Annotated in this window: 18 protein-coding genes; 14 read left to right on the forward strand and 4 right to left on the reverse strand. The window is 63.3% G+C overall.

Going from position 1 to position 18,397, the window contains the following annotated elements:
• Positions 1-327 precede the first annotated feature (327 nt).
• From ABIB36_RS05130 to ABIB36_RS05155, 6 genes are all read left to right on the forward strand, one after another.
• Entirely contained in the window at positions 328-951 is a 624-nt protein-coding gene (locus tag ABIB36_RS05130) for a superoxide dismutase (protein ID WP_084348182.1), read from the forward strand.
• A gap of 219 nt (positions 952-1,170) precedes the next feature.
• On the forward strand, positions 1,171-1,698 hold the full coding sequence (locus ABIB36_RS05135; RefSeq protein ID WP_084348183.1) for a peptidase: 528 nt from the start codon (positions 1,171-1,173) through the stop codon (positions 1,696-1,698).
• Between the two features lie 224 nt (positions 1,699-1,922).
• The gene (locus tag ABIB36_RS05140) at positions 1,923-2,633 is read left to right on the forward strand and encodes a TMEM165/GDT1 family protein (protein WP_354560452.1); all 711 of its coding nucleotides are present in this window, start codon (positions 1,923-1,925) and stop codon (positions 2,631-2,633) included.
• Positions 2,634-2,754: 121 nt separating this feature from the next.
• Positions 2,755-3,915: a sensor histidine kinase gene (locus ABIB36_RS05145; RefSeq protein ID WP_256895801.1), complete on the forward strand. Its 1,161-nt coding sequence runs from the start codon at positions 2,755-2,757 to the stop codon at positions 3,913-3,915.
• A gap of 59 nt (positions 3,916-3,974) precedes the next feature.
• On the forward strand, positions 3,975-4,973 hold the full coding sequence (locus ABIB36_RS05150; protein WP_502950148.1) for a DUF8320 family protein: 999 nt from the start codon (positions 3,975-3,977) through the stop codon (positions 4,971-4,973).
• 98 nt (positions 4,974-5,071) lie between these two features.
• Positions 5,072-5,839 (forward strand): SDR family NAD(P)-dependent oxidoreductase, encoded by a 768-nt coding sequence (locus ABIB36_RS05155; protein ID WP_084348186.1) that lies wholly within the window; start codon positions 5,072-5,074, stop codon positions 5,837-5,839.
• 187 nt (positions 5,840-6,026) lie between these two features.
• Here the strand turns inward: ABIB36_RS05155 and ABIB36_RS05160 are convergent, their stop codons facing one another.
• Positions 6,027-7,634: a TM0106 family RecB-like putative nuclease gene (locus tag ABIB36_RS05160; protein ID WP_354560448.1), complete on the reverse strand. Its 1,608-nt coding sequence runs from the start codon at positions 7,632-7,634 to the stop codon at positions 6,027-6,029.
• 168 nt (positions 7,635-7,802) lie between these two features.
• Here ABIB36_RS05160 and ABIB36_RS05165 point away from each other — a divergent pair, with 168 nt between their 5' ends.
• The 6 genes from ABIB36_RS05165 (at position 7,803) to ABIB36_RS05190 (ending at position 12,332) form a co-directional block, all read left to right on the forward strand.
• Positions 7,803-8,453 (forward strand): DUF6474 family protein, encoded by a 651-nt coding sequence (locus ABIB36_RS05165; protein ID WP_084348187.1) that lies wholly within the window; start codon positions 7,803-7,805, stop codon positions 8,451-8,453.
• Positions 8,454-8,474: 21 nt separating this feature from the next.
• Positions 8,475-8,993: a hypothetical protein gene (locus ABIB36_RS05170; RefSeq protein WP_084348188.1), complete on the forward strand. Its 519-nt coding sequence runs from the start codon at positions 8,475-8,477 to the stop codon at positions 8,991-8,993.
• Between the two features lie 48 nt (positions 8,994-9,041).
• Positions 9,042-9,716 (forward strand): YcnI family copper-binding membrane protein, encoded by a 675-nt coding sequence (locus ABIB36_RS05175; protein ID WP_354560445.1) that lies wholly within the window; start codon positions 9,042-9,044, stop codon positions 9,714-9,716.
• Entirely contained in the window at positions 9,713-10,249 is a 537-nt protein-coding gene (locus ABIB36_RS05180; RefSeq protein WP_084348190.1) for a copper resistance CopC family protein, read from the forward strand. The genes ABIB36_RS05175 and ABIB36_RS05180 overlap by 4 nt, the downstream gene beginning before the upstream one ends.
• Before the next feature lie 5 nt (positions 10,250-10,254).
• Positions 10,255-11,181, forward strand: a complete 927-nt coding sequence (locus ABIB36_RS05185; protein WP_354560442.1) for a CopD family protein — start codon at positions 10,255-10,257, stop codon at positions 11,179-11,181.
• A 278-nt stretch (positions 11,182-11,459) separates the two neighbouring features.
• On the forward strand, positions 11,460-12,332 hold the full coding sequence (locus ABIB36_RS05190; RefSeq protein WP_084348191.1) for a universal stress protein: 873 nt from the start codon (positions 11,460-11,462) through the stop codon (positions 12,330-12,332).
• Here the strand turns inward: ABIB36_RS05190 and ABIB36_RS05195 are convergent, their stop codons facing one another.
• A complete protein-coding gene (locus ABIB36_RS05195) occupies positions 12,333-12,929 on the reverse strand; it encodes a hypothetical protein (RefSeq protein ID WP_354560440.1) in 597 nt (198 codons plus the stop codon).
• Between the two features lie 28 nt (positions 12,930-12,957).
• Positions 12,958-14,070 (reverse strand): GGDEF domain-containing protein, encoded by a 1,113-nt coding sequence (locus tag ABIB36_RS05200; protein ID WP_084348193.1) that lies wholly within the window; start codon positions 14,068-14,070, stop codon positions 12,958-12,960.
• Between the two features lie 259 nt (positions 14,071-14,329).
• On the opposite strand from ABIB36_RS05200, the gene ABIB36_RS05205 reads away from it, so the two are divergent.
• Together ABIB36_RS05205 and ABIB36_RS05210 are read left to right on the forward strand one after the other, a co-directional pair.
• The gene (locus tag ABIB36_RS05205; RefSeq protein ID WP_084348194.1) at positions 14,330-14,812 is read left to right on the forward strand and encodes a MarR family winged helix-turn-helix transcriptional regulator; all 483 of its coding nucleotides are present in this window, start codon (positions 14,330-14,332) and stop codon (positions 14,810-14,812) included.
• Between the two features lie 58 nt (positions 14,813-14,870).
• Positions 14,871-16,787, forward strand: coding sequence for an MDR family MFS transporter (locus ABIB36_RS05210; RefSeq protein ID WP_179142383.1), 1,917 nt, complete (start codon positions 14,871-14,873; stop codon positions 16,785-16,787).
• Between the two features lie 56 nt (positions 16,788-16,843).
• On the opposite strand, the gene ABIB36_RS05215 is transcribed toward ABIB36_RS05210, so the two are convergent.
• A complete protein-coding gene (locus ABIB36_RS05215; RefSeq protein ID WP_084348196.1) occupies positions 16,844-18,397 on the reverse strand; it encodes a succinic semialdehyde dehydrogenase in 1,554 nt (517 codons plus the stop codon).

The raw sequence follows: 18,397 nt of genomic DNA on the forward strand, positions 1-18,397 counted from the left end.
TGCGCCGGTGAGTTCGACGCGCGGTGCACGTACCTGCTCGGCGGCAGTGAGGGTGTCGGCATGCTTGCTCGACCTACGCAAGGAGACCACGCGGGCAATCTTAGGTTCTCGTTCATCTGCCGGACGAATCGTAGCGCAAACCCGTGACCTCGCCGTGACCTGGAGGCACTGGCACACGCACCGGAATTTATTCCGAAAAGGGGTCCAAGATTACAACGGTTGCACTAGGGGTACTAATGAGATTGGGTTGAAGCCTACGAATGATCCGAAGTAGGACGAGCGCGCCTGAACCACGGAAGGCGCGGCGTCGTTAGAGAAGGGAAACACGTGTCCGAGTACACACTGCCCGACCTTGATTTCGATTACTCCGCCCTCGAGCCCCACATCTCGGGCGAGATCAACGAATTGCACCACTCCAAGCACCACGCCGCATACGTCGCAGGCGCCAACACCGCGATGGAGAAGTTGGCCGCGGCTCGTGAAGCCGAAGACCACGGCTCCATCTTCTTGTTCGAGAAGAACCTCGCGTTCCACCTCGGTGGCCACGTCAACCACTCCATCTGGTGGAAGAACCTGTCCCCTAACGGTGGCGACAAGCCCGAGGGCGAACTGGCCGCAGCACTGGACGACAAGTTCGGTTCGTTCGACAAGTTCCGCGCACAGTTCACCGCGGCAGCCAACGGCCTGCAGGGCTCCGGTTGGGCCGTCCTGGGGTACGACTCCCTCGGGAAGAACCTGCTCACCTTCCAGCTGTACGACCAGCAGGCCAACGTCCCGCTGGGCATCATCCCGCTGCTGCAGGTCGATATGTGGGAGCACGCCTTCTACTTGCAGTACAAGAACGTCAAGGCCGACTACGTCAAGGCCTTCTGGAACGTCGTGAACTGGGCCGACGTCCAGGCACGCTTCGAGGCAGCTACGTCGAAGACTCCGGGGCTCATTTTCCCGTAGTTCTCGTCTGCACAGAATTTCCGCACGATTGGGCCATTCTTACCGCGGTAGCGGCAAGGGTGGCCCAGTCGTGTTTCCGGTATTCACCAAAAAATTGTTAGCACTCACACCGTCTTGTGTGCCAGTGCATTGCTGATCCATGCTTGCCCAACCCAACGTGGTGTACCTGAGCCTGCTCTGCCGAGTCGGGCGCCTGGAACGACCTTAGGGAGCTACGTCATGGACGATCGAGTACTCATCGGTGTATCCCCCTTCCATACCGGCGGAGAGCTCCGCGGTTTCGTCGTCTCGGGCCGGTGGCCGAACACGACGAAGGAATGGGCTCAGTTTCTCGTACTTGCCGTTCGTGTCGCGTCCATGCCCGGCCTACTCGGAACGTCCACGGTGTTCGGCGTCCGCGAAGAGCTTCCCGACGACCCCGAACCGGGAAGCATAGGTCTCGTCGTCGCCGAGGGACCGGTCATCGGCGAGATGGCCGTCACACCCGGCAGGTTTGCGCTGCACCAGCCGTCAGCGCTGTTCATGCTGCATCCGCCGGCGGAAACCACTCCGACGCTTCCCGAATGTGCTGGAGCCGCGTCGGGTTGCGTGCTTCTTCCCGGCCTCCCGCATCTCGGCCTCGAACATCGCGCGGCCTGGGTCGAAGCAGAGTCCGACGGGACCGTCACCTCGTTGGTCAGCAGGATCGGTCTCGACCCGATCAGCGATCCCGACACTGCAGTTTTGGCAATGCTTCTCGCCTCCTGACTACACCCGCACAGAAGTCTTCGGGCGCCCAAACTCAGTGCAGCAATGGACATTTGACGTTCACTCTCCTAACCTTGGCGCAGCGAAGGGGAGTAGCCCCCAATTACTGTGTCGACATACTGGCTTCACGCTCCGGTGGCGTGGCCCGGCACGGTGAACCGCCTCGGACAACCCGGCGGTGGGCGAGACCTTCGGTCATGCAACCGACCGAGGAGTCCTGCTACGTGCTATCCGCCCTGCTTCTCAGTTTTGTGGTGATATTCATCGCCGAGCTCGGTGACAAGTCCCAGCTCATGGCCATGACATTCGCGCTGCGCTACCGCTGGTACGTCGTCATCGGTGGAATCACCGTCGCCACTACCGTCGTCCATCTCCTCTCCGTAGCCGTCGGCCACTTCCTGGGCCTGTCCATCCCGACGAATCTCATCGCGGTGATCGGTGGCATCGCATTCGTGATCTTCGGACTCTGGACGTTGCGCGGCGACTCGTTGTCCGACGACGAAGGCCAGAAAGCCGGTCGCGTCACGCGTTCCGCATTCATGGCCATTGCGTCGGCATTCCTTCTTGCCGAATTGGGCGACAAGACCATGCTCGCGACGGTCACACTTGCCACGGACCAGAATTGGATCGGCGTCTGGATCGGGTCGACCGTGGGCATGGTTGCCGCCGATGCGCTTGCAATCGTCCTCGGTGCCGTACTCGGCAAACACTTGCCCGAGAACGTCATTCGGATCGGCGCATCGGTGCTGTTCTTCGTCTTCGGGGTGTCCCTGATGCTCGACGGGTTGTTCCCCGGTACCGCTGCCGCATCGATCGGTGCAGTAACCGTCATCGCGATATCCGCAGCGGTCATTACCGGTGTGATTCTGACGCGTCGACGTCGGGCAAAGGCGTCGCTGACACCAGATCAAGTAACTGGCGTGCACGAGAGGTGAATCGCCCCATACACTCCCGAATGGAGGGTGTATGGAAAACACAGGTTCAGCAGGAGTGGAGCCGGCGGAACGACCCAAGGGGTCAGGAGTGGAGCCGGCGGAACGACCCAAGGGGTCAGGAGTGGAGCATCGGTCGCTGGATCGGTTGCTGCGCATGTTCGGACGGTTCGTCGGCACGGGATACGTCATCTATTTTGTCCTGTTGTTCTCCGAGTCGGTGCGGACGGCGGATCTGACGGCGTGGTGGTGGTCTCCGTTCGCCGGTGTCACGGTGTTCGGTTCCGGTGTCCTATTGGGTCTGGCGACGTTTTTGACCGATATTCGTTGGACTCGGTTCGCGGCGGGTGTGGCTGCGGTTTTGTACCTGGTCGCTGTCTGTACGTGGGTAGTGGCGTGGGATGGGATGTCGTTCGATGTGGCCGGGCTTTATCTGTCTGCATTTCCTGGGCTTGCTGCTCTTGCTGCTTCACTTGTGTGGCGCCCGGGTGTGGTGGCTGTCTATCTGGTTACCGTGGTGTTGGTCATTCAGTGGTCCAATGCACGTGTGCGGCAACCGTTCGTCGAACCGACCTTGTTCGCCGACATCGCTTTCGCCATCATGTTCTGCACCATTTTTGTTGCCGCTTTGCTCGGGGCTTTGCGCACGGCACGGATTCTCGATGCGACCATCGTTGCGACTCAGGCCAATGCTGCGAGTGCCGCTGCTGCGGCGGCCCGTGACGTCGAACGGGAGCGGTTCGACGCGCTCATTCACGACGGAGTGATGTCTTCGCTGCTGTCGGTGGCACGCCAGGGTCGCACCGAGTCCGTGGCGAGGCAGGCCAGGTCGACACTCGACCAGTTGGATGCGCTGCGTAGCTACTCCGTGGACAGGCGGTTCGACAGGGTGAACGCGGTCGCGCATCTGCGCGCGGCAGCTACCGACGCCGACGAGTCTGCGTCGATCGAGGTCGTAGGGGCGGCCAACTTGGGCACGACGTATCCGGCCGAGGCGGTTCGCGCCACTGGGGCAGCGCTGGCCGAGGCAGTCCGCAACAGCGTCAGGCATGCTGGTGAGGGGGCTATTCGGATGGTGACGGTGACTGCTGAGCCCGGTCGACTCGCAGTGTCGGTGTCCGATGATGGCGTCGGGTTCGATCCCGATTCCATCCCACCGCATCGGCTGGGTGTCGCGGTGAGCATTCACGGTCGGATGCGGCAGCTCGACGGCGGCTCGGCCGTGGTCTCCAGCGCGGCCGGTGCTGGGACGACGGTGCATCTCCAGTGGGAAGAGCTTGCGTGAAGTTTCTTCGATGGCCTTCTCACGGTGCGGAACGTCAGGACGTTCGCGACCTACTCGGAATGCGTACGCGCACTGCATATTTCATTGTCGTACTATTCTCTACAGCGTGCCTGATCAGCGCCGTGACGACGGCACCACCGGGGGCGAATTTCATTCCGCTGGCGTTGGCTGTTCTGATCAATGTGACCAGTTCACTGGTCTTGCTTACCGCACCGGGAGATCCACTCCCACTACGCTATTCGTATCCACTGATGCTTACCGGACCGGTCGCGTTATGGCTGGTCTTCGCGGTGATACCCATCCCGACGACCAATCCCCTGCAGACGTGGCCGCTCGGCGCATCGGTGGCAATTTATACATTCATGTGTGTTCGGGGCAGGACATTGTTAGCCTGGGTCGGTCTCGCCTCGCTCATCGGGTCCTCGGTGCTGTGGGCCGTGGTCCGTGGTCAGGGCGCGGCGTACGGGTTGTCGTTCAGCCTGATCAACGCGGCACCGCTGCTGATGTCGACGTTCTTCGCGTTCACCATTCGTCCGCTCGCACGGTCGATTTTCGAACTACGACGCCAATCCACGATGAGGATCGCGACCGAGGCCGCTGCGTCGGCGGTCCTCGAGGAACGTGACGCACAGCTGGAACGTCTGGACGAGCTTGCTCGGCCTCTGCTCGAGCGGACGGCGGCTGGTCCAGACCTCGAGCCCGATGAAGAATTGGCCTGCATTTTGCTCGAGGCCGATCTGCGAGATTCTCTTCGCGCTCGCGGGCTCCTCGACTCTCGGCTTCAGGAGTCTGTTCGAGCGGCGCGTATCCGTGGCGTCACGGTGGTACTCCTCGACGATCGGTCCGACGCTTTCCTCGCGTCGGAAATTCGCACTGCCATGATGACGTCGGCGGTGGAGCATATCGACCGAATCGAGAGTGGCACTGCGACAGTGCGATTGCTTCCTGCCGGCCGTGAGGTCTTGGCGACCATCCTCGTCGACGCCGAGCAGACGTATCGAGTCGAGTATGCGCCTGATGGTTCGTCGACGACACCTGACGAGGATGCGCTTCGCTGACTCGGGTACCTCCTATCTCCGCGGCACGAACCCCCGCCGGTTATGGTGCTCACGAGGCACGGGCCACATCGGGCCGCCAACAGCGAAGGGATTCGTCAGTGGAGATTTCGGGAACAGCAGCGCTGGTCACAGGAGGCGCGTCGGGGCTCGGGGCTGCGACGGCCAAGCGTCTCGCCGATGCGGGCGCCACGGTATTCGGCCTCGATCTGGCACAGTCCATCGAGCGCGCAGGCGACAGCGTGCCGGCCGGGGTGACGTTGATCCCCGCCGACGTCACGAGCGAGGCCGAGGTCGAGGCGGCTCTGGACAAGATCGCCGAAGCGGGCGTACCGCTCCGTATCGTGGTGAACTGTGCCGGCGTCGGCTGGGCAGGACGCATTCTGTCGAAGAAGGGTCCGCACGACCTGGAACTCTTCCGCACGGTCATCACCATCAACCTGCTCGGCACGTTCAACGTCATGCGTCTGGCCGCCAATCGGATCCAGTCGCTGTCTACAGTCGACGATTCAGGTCAGCGTGGTGTGATCGTCAACACTGCGTCGGTGGCAGCATTCGAAGGCCAGATCGGACAGATTGCGTACACCGCTTCCAAGGGTGGCGTACACGCGATGACGATCACCGCCGCACGCGACCTGGCTCAGTTCGGTATTCGCGTCAACACGATTGCACCGGGCATCGTCGACACTCCGATGCTCGCAGGCGTCACCGAGGAATACCGCAAGGGCCTCGAGGCGAGCGTTCCGTTCCCGTCCCGCCTCGCTCAGCCGTCCGAATACGCACAGTTGGTGCAGATGATCGCCGAGCACGATTACCTCAACGGCGAGACCATCCGCATGGATGGCGCAATTCGGATGGCTCCGCGCTAATTCGATCGCTTCAATGGTCCACTCATACGATTAGATAGCTACAGGGCGCCATTCAAGCGGTGGGCGGAATTGTCCCCCATCGCTTGAATGGTCCACTCATACGATCAGATAGCTACAGGGCGCCATTCAAGCGTCCGAGCCCGCGGTCAGACCCCGCGCGCAATCATTCAAGCGTCCGAGCCCGCGGTCAGACCGCCGCACGCAACGATTCGAGTGTCGGAATCTCGATCTCCGCTCGATCGCTCATCCATTCGCGGAGCACCTTCGTAGCCCGGACGTCGTCCTCGTTGTAGACCAACAGGCGTTCGCGCTGTGTCGTATCGGGTTCGGCGTCGTAGCCGACGGCCTCGCGGTACCACCCCATCGATGCCTCGCCACCGGCCTCGGCGTCACGCCATTCGAAGCCTGCTACCGGTGCAATCTTCTTCAGTCCCTTGCCATTCGGGCAGATGAACTGATCGCTGACGGCCTGATAGATATCGACCCACTGCTCGCTGTCGATGAACTCGCGAATCTCCGCCTCGGTCGGTACTCCGCTGATGTCGCCGAAGCGTCGAGCCGAATCCAGTAGCCACTTGTCCTCGGCCGCCCGCGAATAGCAGTACGCCGCGAACGTCTTCCCGCGCGCAGCAGCGTCGGCCCGTTTACCCATGAGCCAGGCCCAGAATTCGGCGAAGGAACGACCCTCGTCCACGGTCGGAAGGGGATCCCACGTGACGAAGCCGCGGTACTGAGCCGGCGGCCCGCCCTTCTCGGTCAGCAAGGTGCCCCACATGTACGCACCGTGTTCCTGGTAGCTCTCCATATCGACGTCGACCTCGACGTCGGCGCGGTGGACTGTCACCTCGTCCGTGCGACGCAACAGGGGCACTCCGGCTCGCCAGGCCGTCGCGGCTGCTACGGCATCGGTGAAACTGCCGAACGGCCAGTTGTCGGGTTCGGGGCCGGAGAAGTCGGCCAGTTCGTCGATTGTGGACACACCCTGCTCACGCAGGGCATCTGCCCGCATGCCCGACGCCACCAGGCTGACGTCTCGATTGGCGACCAGTTGCGGACGGCAGTCCGTCCACCATGGGCACGATCGGCACTCGCTGACTTGCGAAGGCACGGTGAAGCTCTCTCCCCGAGCTACGGAGAGCCGGTCGAGGAATCGGGCGTCGTATTCGTCGAACACGGTGGTCAGGTCATGGACGAGGATGCATTCTGCGCGGTAGCCGATTGCACCACCGTGGGCGTTCGGGCTGGCGATGCCCTCGAAGTCGAGCATGCGGTAGAGGTGCGCCAGACGCAGTTGATCGCGGAGTTGGCTACGGACCTTCCGTGTCTCGTCCACCGCGGGTGCCCATTCGGTCAACCGTGACGTGCGCGCCCCGCGACCAGGGTCGGTGACCTTGTGATTGACCACGATGATCGGGATGTATCCGCCGTCGACGGGATCGAGCATCAGAATCTCGCTACGCCCGCGTCGTCCGGTCGTTCGTTCGATCGGTAGGACGGCATTCCAGATCCATGGCACGCGGCGGCGGCACGCGGCCATCGTCAGTTCCGATGCGGTGCGGGCATCGGGCGCCTCGATCTCGGTCCACCCGTCCAAGGTCTCCGACAATCTGGATCTGATGTCCTCACGCTGCGCGCGGGCTGCTTCACGGCGTTGACGAACCCCTGGATTCTCCGGTTCCTGCCGCAGCAACGCCGAGTAGGCCGTGTCCAGATACAACCGGTGTCTGCATCGCGTCAGCGACCCGGCATCGATGAGCACCGATGCCCCTCGTTCCACTGCGCGTTGGCTCGTCACGACCCGAGCCTATGTCCCCGTACCGACAGCAATGACACCGAGCGACGACGAAGCTGCACGAAGTGCAGGGCGCAGATGTTCTCGCAGCCATCCGTACCGATAGGCTGTGTCAAGCAATTGTGCGCGCGCCGCGCCGAACCGCCGAAGTTGACGTAAGGGGCCTTGTCGATGGGTTTGTTCCGTAAGCGCAAGGGTCGTGCCACTCGTAAGGCCGAAGCCAAGGCGCTCAAGCACAAAGCGACGTTGGAAGCGAAGTTCGGCGCCAAGAACGAACGCAAGCAGCTGAAGTCGATCGCGAAGGCACAGGGCAAGCTGAGCGCGGTGGAGGCCAAGTCTTCGAAGAACGTCGAGAAGGCTCAGGTTGCGGCCCTGAAGGCGCAGCAGAAAGCTGCGATGCAGGGCAAGTTCTCGGCGGCTCAGGTCCGCAAGTACATCGGTATTGCGCGGGTACTGATTCCGGTACTGACGCCCATCGTCTATCGAGGTGCAGCGCTGGTACGCGGCAAGCTCGACGAACGCAAAGCCTCGCAGCTCGGCATCGATCCAGCCGAGCTCGGCCAGTACACCGGTTACGGTGCCAAGCTCAGCGCCCGTATCGCCGGTGCCGAGAAGTCGCTGGAGAAGGTCACCTCCGGCTCCGGTGATGCCGAGACGACCAAGTTCGCCGACGCCATCTCCCAGCGGCTCACCGATCTCGGCACCGCTGTGCGCACGTCCGAGCAGATGCCGGCACCGCGTCGCAAAGCTGCCCACAACGCGATCTCGGCCGAACTCGACGGCATCGAAGCGGACCTGCTCGCCCGCCTCGGCGTCCGCTAGCGCCCGAACTCACCGATCCTGATGACCGCACCGGCAGCCTCACTTCGCGGCGGAGCTGTCGGTGCGCTGACGGTCACACTCGCCGTCGCGGCCCACGGCAGCGCGGGCGGCGGTTATCCGAGCGGGTCGGCATTGATGTTCCTGTTGGTCGTCGGTGTCGGAGTGGGTGCGCTCGCGACGATGCCCGCGCCGGGAATGGTCCGCCTTCTCGGTGGGCTGATGATCGGGCAGTTTGCCGCTCACCTGGCGCTCGCGGCCGGAAGCCCGCAGGAGATGACGCACAGCCACTCGGTGCTCCCGAGTGCGTCGATGCTTGCCTTCCACCTCGCGGCATCGACTGTTGCGGCAGTTCTCGTCTGCACTGCCGAGCGGTTGTACGGGCCGATCACCTCGATCGTGCGAGCAGTTCTCGACCCACCGCTACCCCTTCCCGACGCGTCAGCCGGCGGGCACGTCGGGGCGGTCGGGTTCACGCTGTCTCCGCAACACCGATTCACGACGTCGATCTCGAGGCGTGGGCCACCCGATTCGCAGCGGTAAGCGAGTCGAAGAGATAGGCCCACACACACTTTCGAGAAGGAATCCTCCATGAACAGCTTCATTCGTCGTGCCTCGATCATTGCAGGCGCCGCTTCGTTGGCACTGGTAGTCGGGACAGGCGCGGCTTCGGCGCACGTCTCGGTTGTTGCGCCGGGCGCCGAGCAGGGCGGGTACACCGTTCTGACGTTCCGTGTACCGACCGAATCCGACACTGCTGCAACGACGTCGGTGAAGGTGGAACTGCCGGGCCTGAAATCGGCACGCACACAGCCCATTCCGGGGTGGACGTCGACGGTCGACAAGAGCCCTGAAGGTCTCGCTACTGCCGTGACGTGGACGGCAAGTCCGGGATCCGAGGTCGGGCCGGGACAGTTCCAGCAGTTCCTACTCTCGGCGGGCCCACTGCCGGAGAAGGAGACGGTGAGTTTCCCGGCGACGCAGACCTACACCGACGGCAAGGTCGTCGCCTGGAACGAGGAGCCTGCTGCCGACGGCAGTGAGCCCGAGTACCCGGCGCCGTCGGTGACTCTCGCGGCCGCAGATGCTTCCGGCGACGGGCACGGGCAGGCAAACGCGGCAGAGACCAGCTCGGACACCGCGGAAGCGAGCACCGAGTCGGGGTCGGACAACACGGCCCGTTGGCTGGCAGGTGTCGCGCTCGTTCTCGGTGCGCTCGGTGCAGCACTCGGAATCGGTGCAGCAGTGCGGGGCCGACGGTCATGAGGAAGCTCGTCGTGGCCGTACTCGCAGTGTCGGCACTGATTCTCGGTGCTCCGATCGCGTCGGCGCATTCGATCGTCACCGGGTCGAGCCCGGAGGAAGGTGCCGATATCGCAGCAGGACCTGCTCAGGTGTCCGTCACCTTCAACGAGGCGCCGCAGTCCCAGTTCGCGACGCTCAATGTGGTGGGACCCGACGGCAACTTGTGGTCCAAGGGCGATCCGCGGATCGAGGGACAGAGCATCGTCGTCGACGTCGGCGAGCTCGGTCCGGTAGGGCAGTACACAGTGGCCTACCGGGTGACCTCGGCCGATGGCCATCCAATCAGTGGGACGCGTACGTTCACCCTCACTCAGCAGGGATCGGGCACGCCTGGTGCGGCCGCGGACGCCGATGCGGGTGCCGACGCGTCCTCGGAGTCCGGCGGGGTTCCGTTGTGGCCGTTCTTGATTGTCGGTGGGCTGGTGTTCGGCGGTGCTCTCGCTTACACCCTGCGTAAGCCGAAAGACGAGCGGAAGCCGAAGGAAGACAGCTGAGGGTAGTGCGCGAGTTCCACCGGAGGTGGATGTTCGCGGCGGCAGTGTCGGGGATCCTCGGGGTGGGTGCGGCCTGGTTGCTGGCCCATCCCGAGGGCCCGGATCCGTCGGCGGTGGTTCGGGTGCTCGCCGATTGCCTCGGAGCCACTGCGTTGGGCCTTGCGCTGCTGCGCACCGAACTGTTCCCGGTGCGCAGCAGGCCGACGGTATGGCGGCAGGTCGCTGCCGTCGGAGGTGTGTGGACCGTCGCCGAAGTCGCACTGTTGGTCGATGCCGCTGCCGAGTCCTTCGGCGGCGGCGTCACCAGGCTTCCGATGGCGCAGTTCGGTACTTATCTCACCGACATCACCGTCGGTCGTCTTGGGGTCGTGACGGTGTTGTGCACCGCGATCGTGTCCGGTTACGCGCTGCTCGCCTATCGGCGCGGGAGTGAAGTGTCCCCGATACCTGTAGTGGTGTTCACCGTGATCGCACTCGTTGCGCGGCCGATCACCGGTCATATGTCGCAGCAGTTGTTCGGCGGATTGTTCGCCGCGGTGCACACGGTTGCAGCTGCGGTGTGGCTCGGGGTCCTGGCAGCAATGGCGTCGACTCTTCGGGCGAAGGGCGCGTGGGCGACGGCGCTTCCCGTCTACTCGCGGCTCGCCTGGTGGTCGGTGTGGGTATTGGCGGTGAGTGGCACGGTGAATGCAGCGGTCAGGATCGGCGGGTTCGGCGCCCTGTTGGACACCGGTTACGGGCGAATCGTGTTGGCGAAGACCGTCGTCCTGATTCTTCTCGTAGTGCTCGCGCGCCGAATTCGGTTGACCTGGCTCGTTTCTGCCACAGCGCATCGAACGAAGGCAGACGAGTCGATCGTCCGCGCGGCAGTGCACGTATGCGTCATCACGGTTGCGTTCGGTCTCGCGGCGGCACTCGCCACGACAGCATGACCAGGGCCTCGGGATCGGATGCGCGCCGAGATGACCGAGCGACGCCGCCTACGTTCGACAGTTAGGAAAGTGCCAAAAGTTCTACAGCACCGGCATTCTCGCCGGTTCCGTTGCTCACATAGCTGCTTGATCGCGACCCTGGAGTGCAACTGACGGGCTAGGCTCGAAGTGTCCGAAAGCCCATATATCGGGGTCGAGGAACAGCGGTGTCGGTGACTCCCGGTCCAGTCGGGGGCTGGGACACGGCACCGAGTGAAGCTATGAAGGAGCGAAACCTTATGAGCACTGTGTTGCCTGTGGTTGCTGGAGTCGACGGGTCGCCTGCCTCGCTGGACGCGGCGGTGTGGGCAGCGAACGCCGCGAAGCGCCGTGGCTTGCCGCTACTTCTGGTGTCGGTCACGCCTGTCTCGCCCGGTGTTCTCAGTGTCCTGGTGCCGTTGCCGCAGGGGTTCTACGACGACCAGCGCCAGTTGACGACAAACGTGTTGCACGAGGCTCTCACGCGGGTACGCGCAGAACTCGGTGACGACGCGCTGGTGATCGAAACGAAGGCCGTCACCGGAATGCCGGCGGCGGAGTTGCTGGCGTGCTCGAAGCAGGCCGCAATGATCGTCACGGGTACACGTGGGCTCGGGGAGCTGACCGCGGGGTTGGCCGGCTCGGTGAGTTCGGCGCTGATCGGGCATGCAGGGTGTCCGGTCGTGGTCATCCACGGCGGCAAGCCACAGTCGAACGCTAGTGCAGGCCCGGTAGTGGTCGGAGTCGATGGCACCGACAACAGTGTCCCGGCAGTGGCGGCAGCGTTCGAGGAAGCGTCACTGCGTTCGGTGGACTTGATTGCGGTGCATGCCTTTTCGGACGTGCTGTTGGCGTCGTGGTTCGAGGACGATTGGGTCTCGATCGAAGAGGCAGAGCGCGCGGTGCTGTCCGAGCAGCTCGCCGGCTACGCCGATCGGTATCCGGATGTGAAGGTACGTTCGGTGGTGTCGAAGGACCGTCCGGTGAACTCTCTGCTCGAGCACGCCGACCAAGCGTCGCTGATCGTGGTCGGCAGCCGCGGGCGGGGTGGATACATGGGCATGTTGTTGGGTTCGACCAGCCGCGCGATCGTGCATACCGCCGAAGTGCCGGTCATGATCATCCGGCACTGACTACAAGTGTTGGCTACGAAGGTGTTCGAGAAACTCTTGACGGGAGTCCCGGCCGGCCTGTCGTTGTCTAGCAGAGGCGTCGAGGTTGGCGCGTAATTCGATGTGCCAGCGGCGGGTTGCAGTGTTGATGCGATCGGCCACTGTCGTCAGTTGCGTCAGGGTCGCGGTGATGGCGGCGTCGACGTCGTCACCGCGAAGACGATCGCCCGAGATCGTCAGGACGAACAGCGGCCCAGCACGGAACAGATGGTGCGAGATTACGCCGTGAACACTCGCATGAAAGGGCGGTGAGTCCGCGGGACGATAGTTCCACAGAAAGTGCGGGCCGGTGACAGCGATGTCGACGACCACCCGGGGTCGGTGGTGGGATTCCCCGTCGGCAGTCTGGACGAGGGCGTCGCCCGGTCGGGATTCGGAGAGTTCACCGCGACGGGGCACACCCAGGGGTTCGAGGGCGAACTCGGCGCACACATGGTCGATGGCGGCGGTGGGGTCGGCCATGAAGCGTGCCTCGTCGATGTTCTCCAAGGCCGCGTGCGCAGATGCGAGGCGTTCCCTCAGAAACTGCTCGAGATCGTTGTTTTGAAGTCCGCCCACGCACTGATCATGCCTCGAGTTCGCGCCATCACTCCTCGGGGCTCCGCGCTTCGGTCGTCCGCCTCCCGGCATCCGACGCGTACTCACAGTCGTGGGGGTAGTAGAGGGTGTCGCCACCTGCGTGTTTGGCTGCATACATCGCGGTGTCCGCGCGGGTGTAGACCGTGTCGAACTCGGCGACGAGATCAGACGCGTCGGTGTGCGCAACTCCAATACTCACGGTAACTCCCGGATGCAATTCCGGGGCCAAGCGTGCCTGCAACTCGTCGGCCTGCGCGATGGCGTCGGCCGGGTCGATGTGAGTGACCACCGCGAATTCCTCACCGCCGGTGCGGGCCGTGACGGCCGGAGGACCGAACGCCGCGTAAATCGCATTCGCGACGGTGCGCAGCACGGCGTCACCGTGAGCATGACCATGTCGATCGTTGACGGCTTTGAAGTCGTCGAGATCGATGACCATCACCGTCACCAGCCCCACCCGATCGCCGATCTCGGAGATCGCAGCGGCAAGCCCTCGCCTGTTGCGGAGTCCGGTCAAAGGATCGAAGAGCGCTTTCGAAGCGTCCCGGCGCAGCACCAGCAACAGGACGTAAGAGAACGTGGGCGCAGAGAACAACAACAAGATCAACAGAACGAGATATGCGCACGCGACGACGGCGTCCCCACCGGGCTCGGCCAGTGCCCGCGCGAACAGGACACCTACTACTACTGCGGACCCAGCCTGGTGGGCGACGATCATCTTGGGTCCGTGGAACGCTGCGATGTAACCGCCGTTCACGGCGAGTCCAGCAGCGCACGGTAACGCAACGAACGGGTCGGCGAGCATCAGCAGGGCTGCGGCAATTCCCGCTTCGATCACGGCGACGAACAGACGTGAGTAGTTTTGGGTAGGCCACGGTCCGCGGACCCACAATGCGCCGAGCACGATCCCGATGGCTGCAAGACAGTAGGCCAGGCCCTGCCCGAACCCGTCGGGAACTCCGGCCGGAGTGAAAGTCGCCAAGATGCACAACACCGTGTAGAGCCAGCACCAGGTTCCCAACGCGACGCGAGCGTGCCGCAGAAGCGGATTGGAGCGCCGGTATTCCACGGACCAGGCGTTGTCGGTGGGTTCGGACCACCATCTTGCAAACGAGGACATACTCGGGAGAGCCTTCCGTACGAGAGGGTTCCGCTACTACAGCCCGAAATGTGTGGGCCGACCCCCTCGTCCGCAGCAACGTACCCCATTGTGACAGAGACAAGGACGATCAGTCCGATAAAGGGCACTCGGCCGGGTGCGCAACCAGACATGACTGCGGCACTGTGACGAACAAAATTGGTAAACCAGTTGTTTACCTCAGCTATGTATCTATATGGTTGCGTACAGCAAGTAAATGACATTGACCGTTGGAGCCCTCATGGCAGTAGAAACCACCACAGCAGAATCGCTTGTCGAAGAGGTTTTCCGCTTCGCTCGCTCTCTGCGACGAGCCGTGATCGCCGGTGACGACAGCTCGCCACTGCCACAAGCATTGACTGGTGTATTGACAATTCTCGCGACCGAGGGTGAGTGCCGACAGACCGACCTCGCCAACCGGGTGTGCGTCAGCCAGTCGGCCCTCAGCCGGCAGATCGCAGACCTGGTCGAACTCGGCTTGGTCGACAGGAAGCCCGACCCCGACGACAAACGCGCTTCTCGCGTGTGTGTTTCGGCAGCAGGTCGGCAGAAGTTGACGGCGATCTGGGACCGCCGGGCCCAGCGGCTACGAGAGTTGCTGTGCGACTGGACTGAGGACCAAGCTCTCGACGCACTCCAATCGGTCCGCCGACTCAACAACACATTTACCGAAGACGCGCTCGCTCAGCATGACGTAGCGCACTCGAACTTGATTGCGAGATGACCCTATGACCACAGGTACCGACGCTCCGCCAACCAAGGCAGTGGCCGATCCGGACGCGATGACCCACCGGCAGATCCTCGAAGCCCTCACCGGACTTCTCGCCGCGCTGTTCACCGCACTGCTGAGCACGACAATCGTCGCCACTGCACTGCCCACCATCATCGGTGACCTCGAAGGATCGCAGACCGCGTACGCGTGGGTCATCACTACCGCACTACTGGCCAACGCCGCGTCGACCCCAATTTGGGGCAAGCTCGCCGACCTGTTCAACAAGAAGGTGCTCGTCCAATCGGCGATCATCATCTTCGTCCTCGGCTCGATCATGGCCGGCTTCTCGCACAACGTACCGATCCTGTTGGCTGCCCGCGTAGTTCAGGGCATCGGCATGGGCGGGTTGACGGCACTCGTCATCGCCATCATCGGAACCATCGTCTCCCCGCGTGACCGTGGCCGGTATTCCGGCTACACGGGCGCTGTCATGGCAGTGGCCATGTCCGGCGGCCCGATCCTGGGCGGCATCATCGTCGACAGCCCCCTCGGTTGGCGCTGGTGCTTCTTCGTCTGCGTACCTTTGGCCGTCGTTGCCCTCGTCTTGGTGCAGAGGACCCTGCACATCCAGACCGTCCGCAAACAGAACGTCTCCATCGACTGGCTCGGCGCACTCCTTCTCACCGCAGGTGTATCCGTTCTGCTGGTGTGGGTTTCGTTCGCAGGCAAGGCCGACTACTACGCATGGTTCTCGCGTGAGACCGCAATCCTCGTCGGTGGCGGCCTGTTACTCCTCGTTCTGACCGTCATCGTCGAAGCACGACACTCGTCGCCGATCATCCCGCTCAAGATCGTCACCGAGCGCACAACCGGGCTGGCCATCATCGCGTCCATCGCGGTCGGCGTCGGCCTCTTCGGGGCGACCACGTTCCTCGGACAGTACTTCCAGACCGCACGCGGCTACTCCCCTACCGATGCCGGATTGCTGTCCATCCCGATGGTGTTCGGCATGCTTGTCGCCTCCGTCGGATCCGGGCAGTTGATCACCAAGTTCGGGAAGTGGAAGCCGTTCATCATCTCCGGTTCGGTACTGCTGGTCATCGGGTTCTTTCTCCTCGGCACCATCGACCATCAAACCAGTTTGTGGACGGTCGGTATCTTCACCACCATCGTCGGCCTCGGTACCGGCATGCTGATGCAGAACCTCGTTCTCGCCGTCCAGAACACGGTCAGCGTGCAGAATATCGGGGCTGCCTCGTCGACCGTGGCGTTCTTCCGAACCTTCGGTGGCGCAATCGGCGTCTCCGTTCTCGGATCGCTCCTGGCGACCCGCGTCGCCGAGAAGTCCGCTTCCGGTCTGACCCAGCTGGGGATCGACACCTCGGGTAGCAGCGGCGGATCTTCGTTGGATCTCGACGTACTGCCACCGCCGGTCGCGTTGGTCATCCGTACCGCCTACGGTGACGCGACAGGACGCATCTTCCTCATCGCCGGATTCGTTGCACTCATCACGTTGATCGCAGTGCTGCTGATCCCGAATCGTCCGCTACGTCAGACGATCGACATCGCACAGGCTCCTGAGCCCGGTGAGCAGATCGCCGAGATCCCGTCGTTCGGTACGGCTCGCGAATACGTGGCACCGGAGGTCGACGAGCACGACGTCACCGGCCGCCACGAGGCGCCGGCGGGGTCGGTACCGTTCGCAGGTCTGAGCGTCGATGCCCGCGACCGTCTGCTCAACCTGCTGCTCCCCGAGCCCAAAGGCACTCTCGAAGCGCTCGACGAAGCCGAGGTTATCCGCGCTCAGGTCGTTACCCTGCAACAGGAACTCGATGCCAAAATGCTCGATTTCGATGCAGTGTGCGAGCGGCTCCGGCGCCTCGGGCTCAGCGAGGACCAGATCGCACGGGTACTCGGAGACAATCACATCCCCGACCCTCACCAGAATTACGTGAGTTCGGACCTGAACGGCCACCGCGTCAACTAATTCACCAAAAGGAAGGGCCCCACACCAAATGGTGTGGGGCCCTTTCTTGTTCCTGATCAGCGGCCGGGAAGGTACTGCAGAGCCTTCACGAACGGAGGCATGATCTTCGCCCAGAGCTTCGGTGAAATTCCGCGCGGCCCACCGAGGTTGAGCAGTCGCGTCGTCGCGACCGTCTGAGACTCGGTGTACTTGAGCAGCCCGTCCGGTCCGTGCCGACGTCCCATGCCGGAGACTCCCATGCCACCCATCGGGGCAGCGGTCGATCCCCAAGACGGAGCGTAACCCTCGTCGACGTTGACAGTCCCCGAGTGCAGACGCACGGCGATCGCCTCACCCTGCGCTTTGGTCTTGGCCCACACACTGCCGTTCAAACCGTAATCGGTGTCGTTGGCCTTGGCGATGGCTTCCTCGACGTCCGCGACGGGGTAGATGGACACGAGCGGACCGAAAGTTTCGTTCGCGGCGCACTCCATCTCCTCGGTGACGCCGGTGAGTACGGTCGGCTCGTAGAACAGCGGTCCGACATCGGGCCGTGCCTTACCGCCGGCAATCACTGTGGCGCCCTTCGCTTTGGCATCGTCGACGTGCGCCGAGACGGTCTTGATCTGGTCCTCGGAGACGAGGCTCCCCATTTCGATACCGAACTCGTAGTCGGCGCCGAGTGACATGTTGCGGACCCGCTCACCGAATGTGGCGGTGAATTCCTCGGCGATCGACTTCTCGACGTAGATCCGCTCGATCGCGATACACAGCTGGCCCGAGTTGGAGAAGCAGGCGCGCACTGCCGCGTCGGATACGGTCCGAAGGTTGGCGCCCTGGGCGACGATCATGGCGTTCTTGCCGCCGAGTTCGGCTGAGAAACCGATGAGTCGACGCCCCGCCTGCTCGGCAAGCAATTTGCCCGTCGCAGTGGATCCGGTGAACATGAGGTACTCGGTGTTCTCGACGAGAGCGGTACCGACGACGGAGCCGGGCCCGGGAACAACGGCGAGCAGGTCACGCGGCAGGCCGGCCTTGTAGAGCAGTTCGACGACGGCAAGAGCGCAGTACGGCGTCTGGGAATCAGGCTTGAGTACGACGCCGTTGCCTGCCAGCAGGGCCGCGATGGCATCGGACACCGCAAGAGTCATCGGGTAGTTCCACGGCGAGATCACGCCGACGATGCCCTTGGGCTGGTAATGGACGGTGGTCTTCGTCAGCACCGGGAGCATGCCGGTGACGCGCTTGGGCGCGAGGAGCTTGGCTGCCACACGGGCATAGTGCCGCGAGGTCATCGCGATGTCCAGCACTTCTTCTTGAGCGGCTGCGCGGGACTTACCGGTCTCGGCCTGAGCCATGTCCATCAGCTCGTCACGATGCGCCAACACCAGGTCGCGGTACCTGTGGAAGATTTCGGCACGCTCGGACACCGGGCGTTTCGCCCACGCCTTCTGTGCGATGCGAGCCCGCGCGATGGCATCGGTGGCGTCGGCGGCGGTACCGACCGGGATGGTCGCCAGTTCCTTACCCGTGAACACCTCGGTGATCGACTTCGTCGGGCGGTCGGCGGCGTTGGGAATTGCAATGAGTTCAGCGAGCCTGGAGAAGGTCGCAGTGGACGGAGCTGGCAT

It is taken from the genome of Rhodococcus sp. UYP9, from assembly GCF_040547235.1.
GTDB lineage: Bacteria > Actinomycetota > Actinomycetes > Mycobacteriales > Mycobacteriaceae > Rhodococcoides.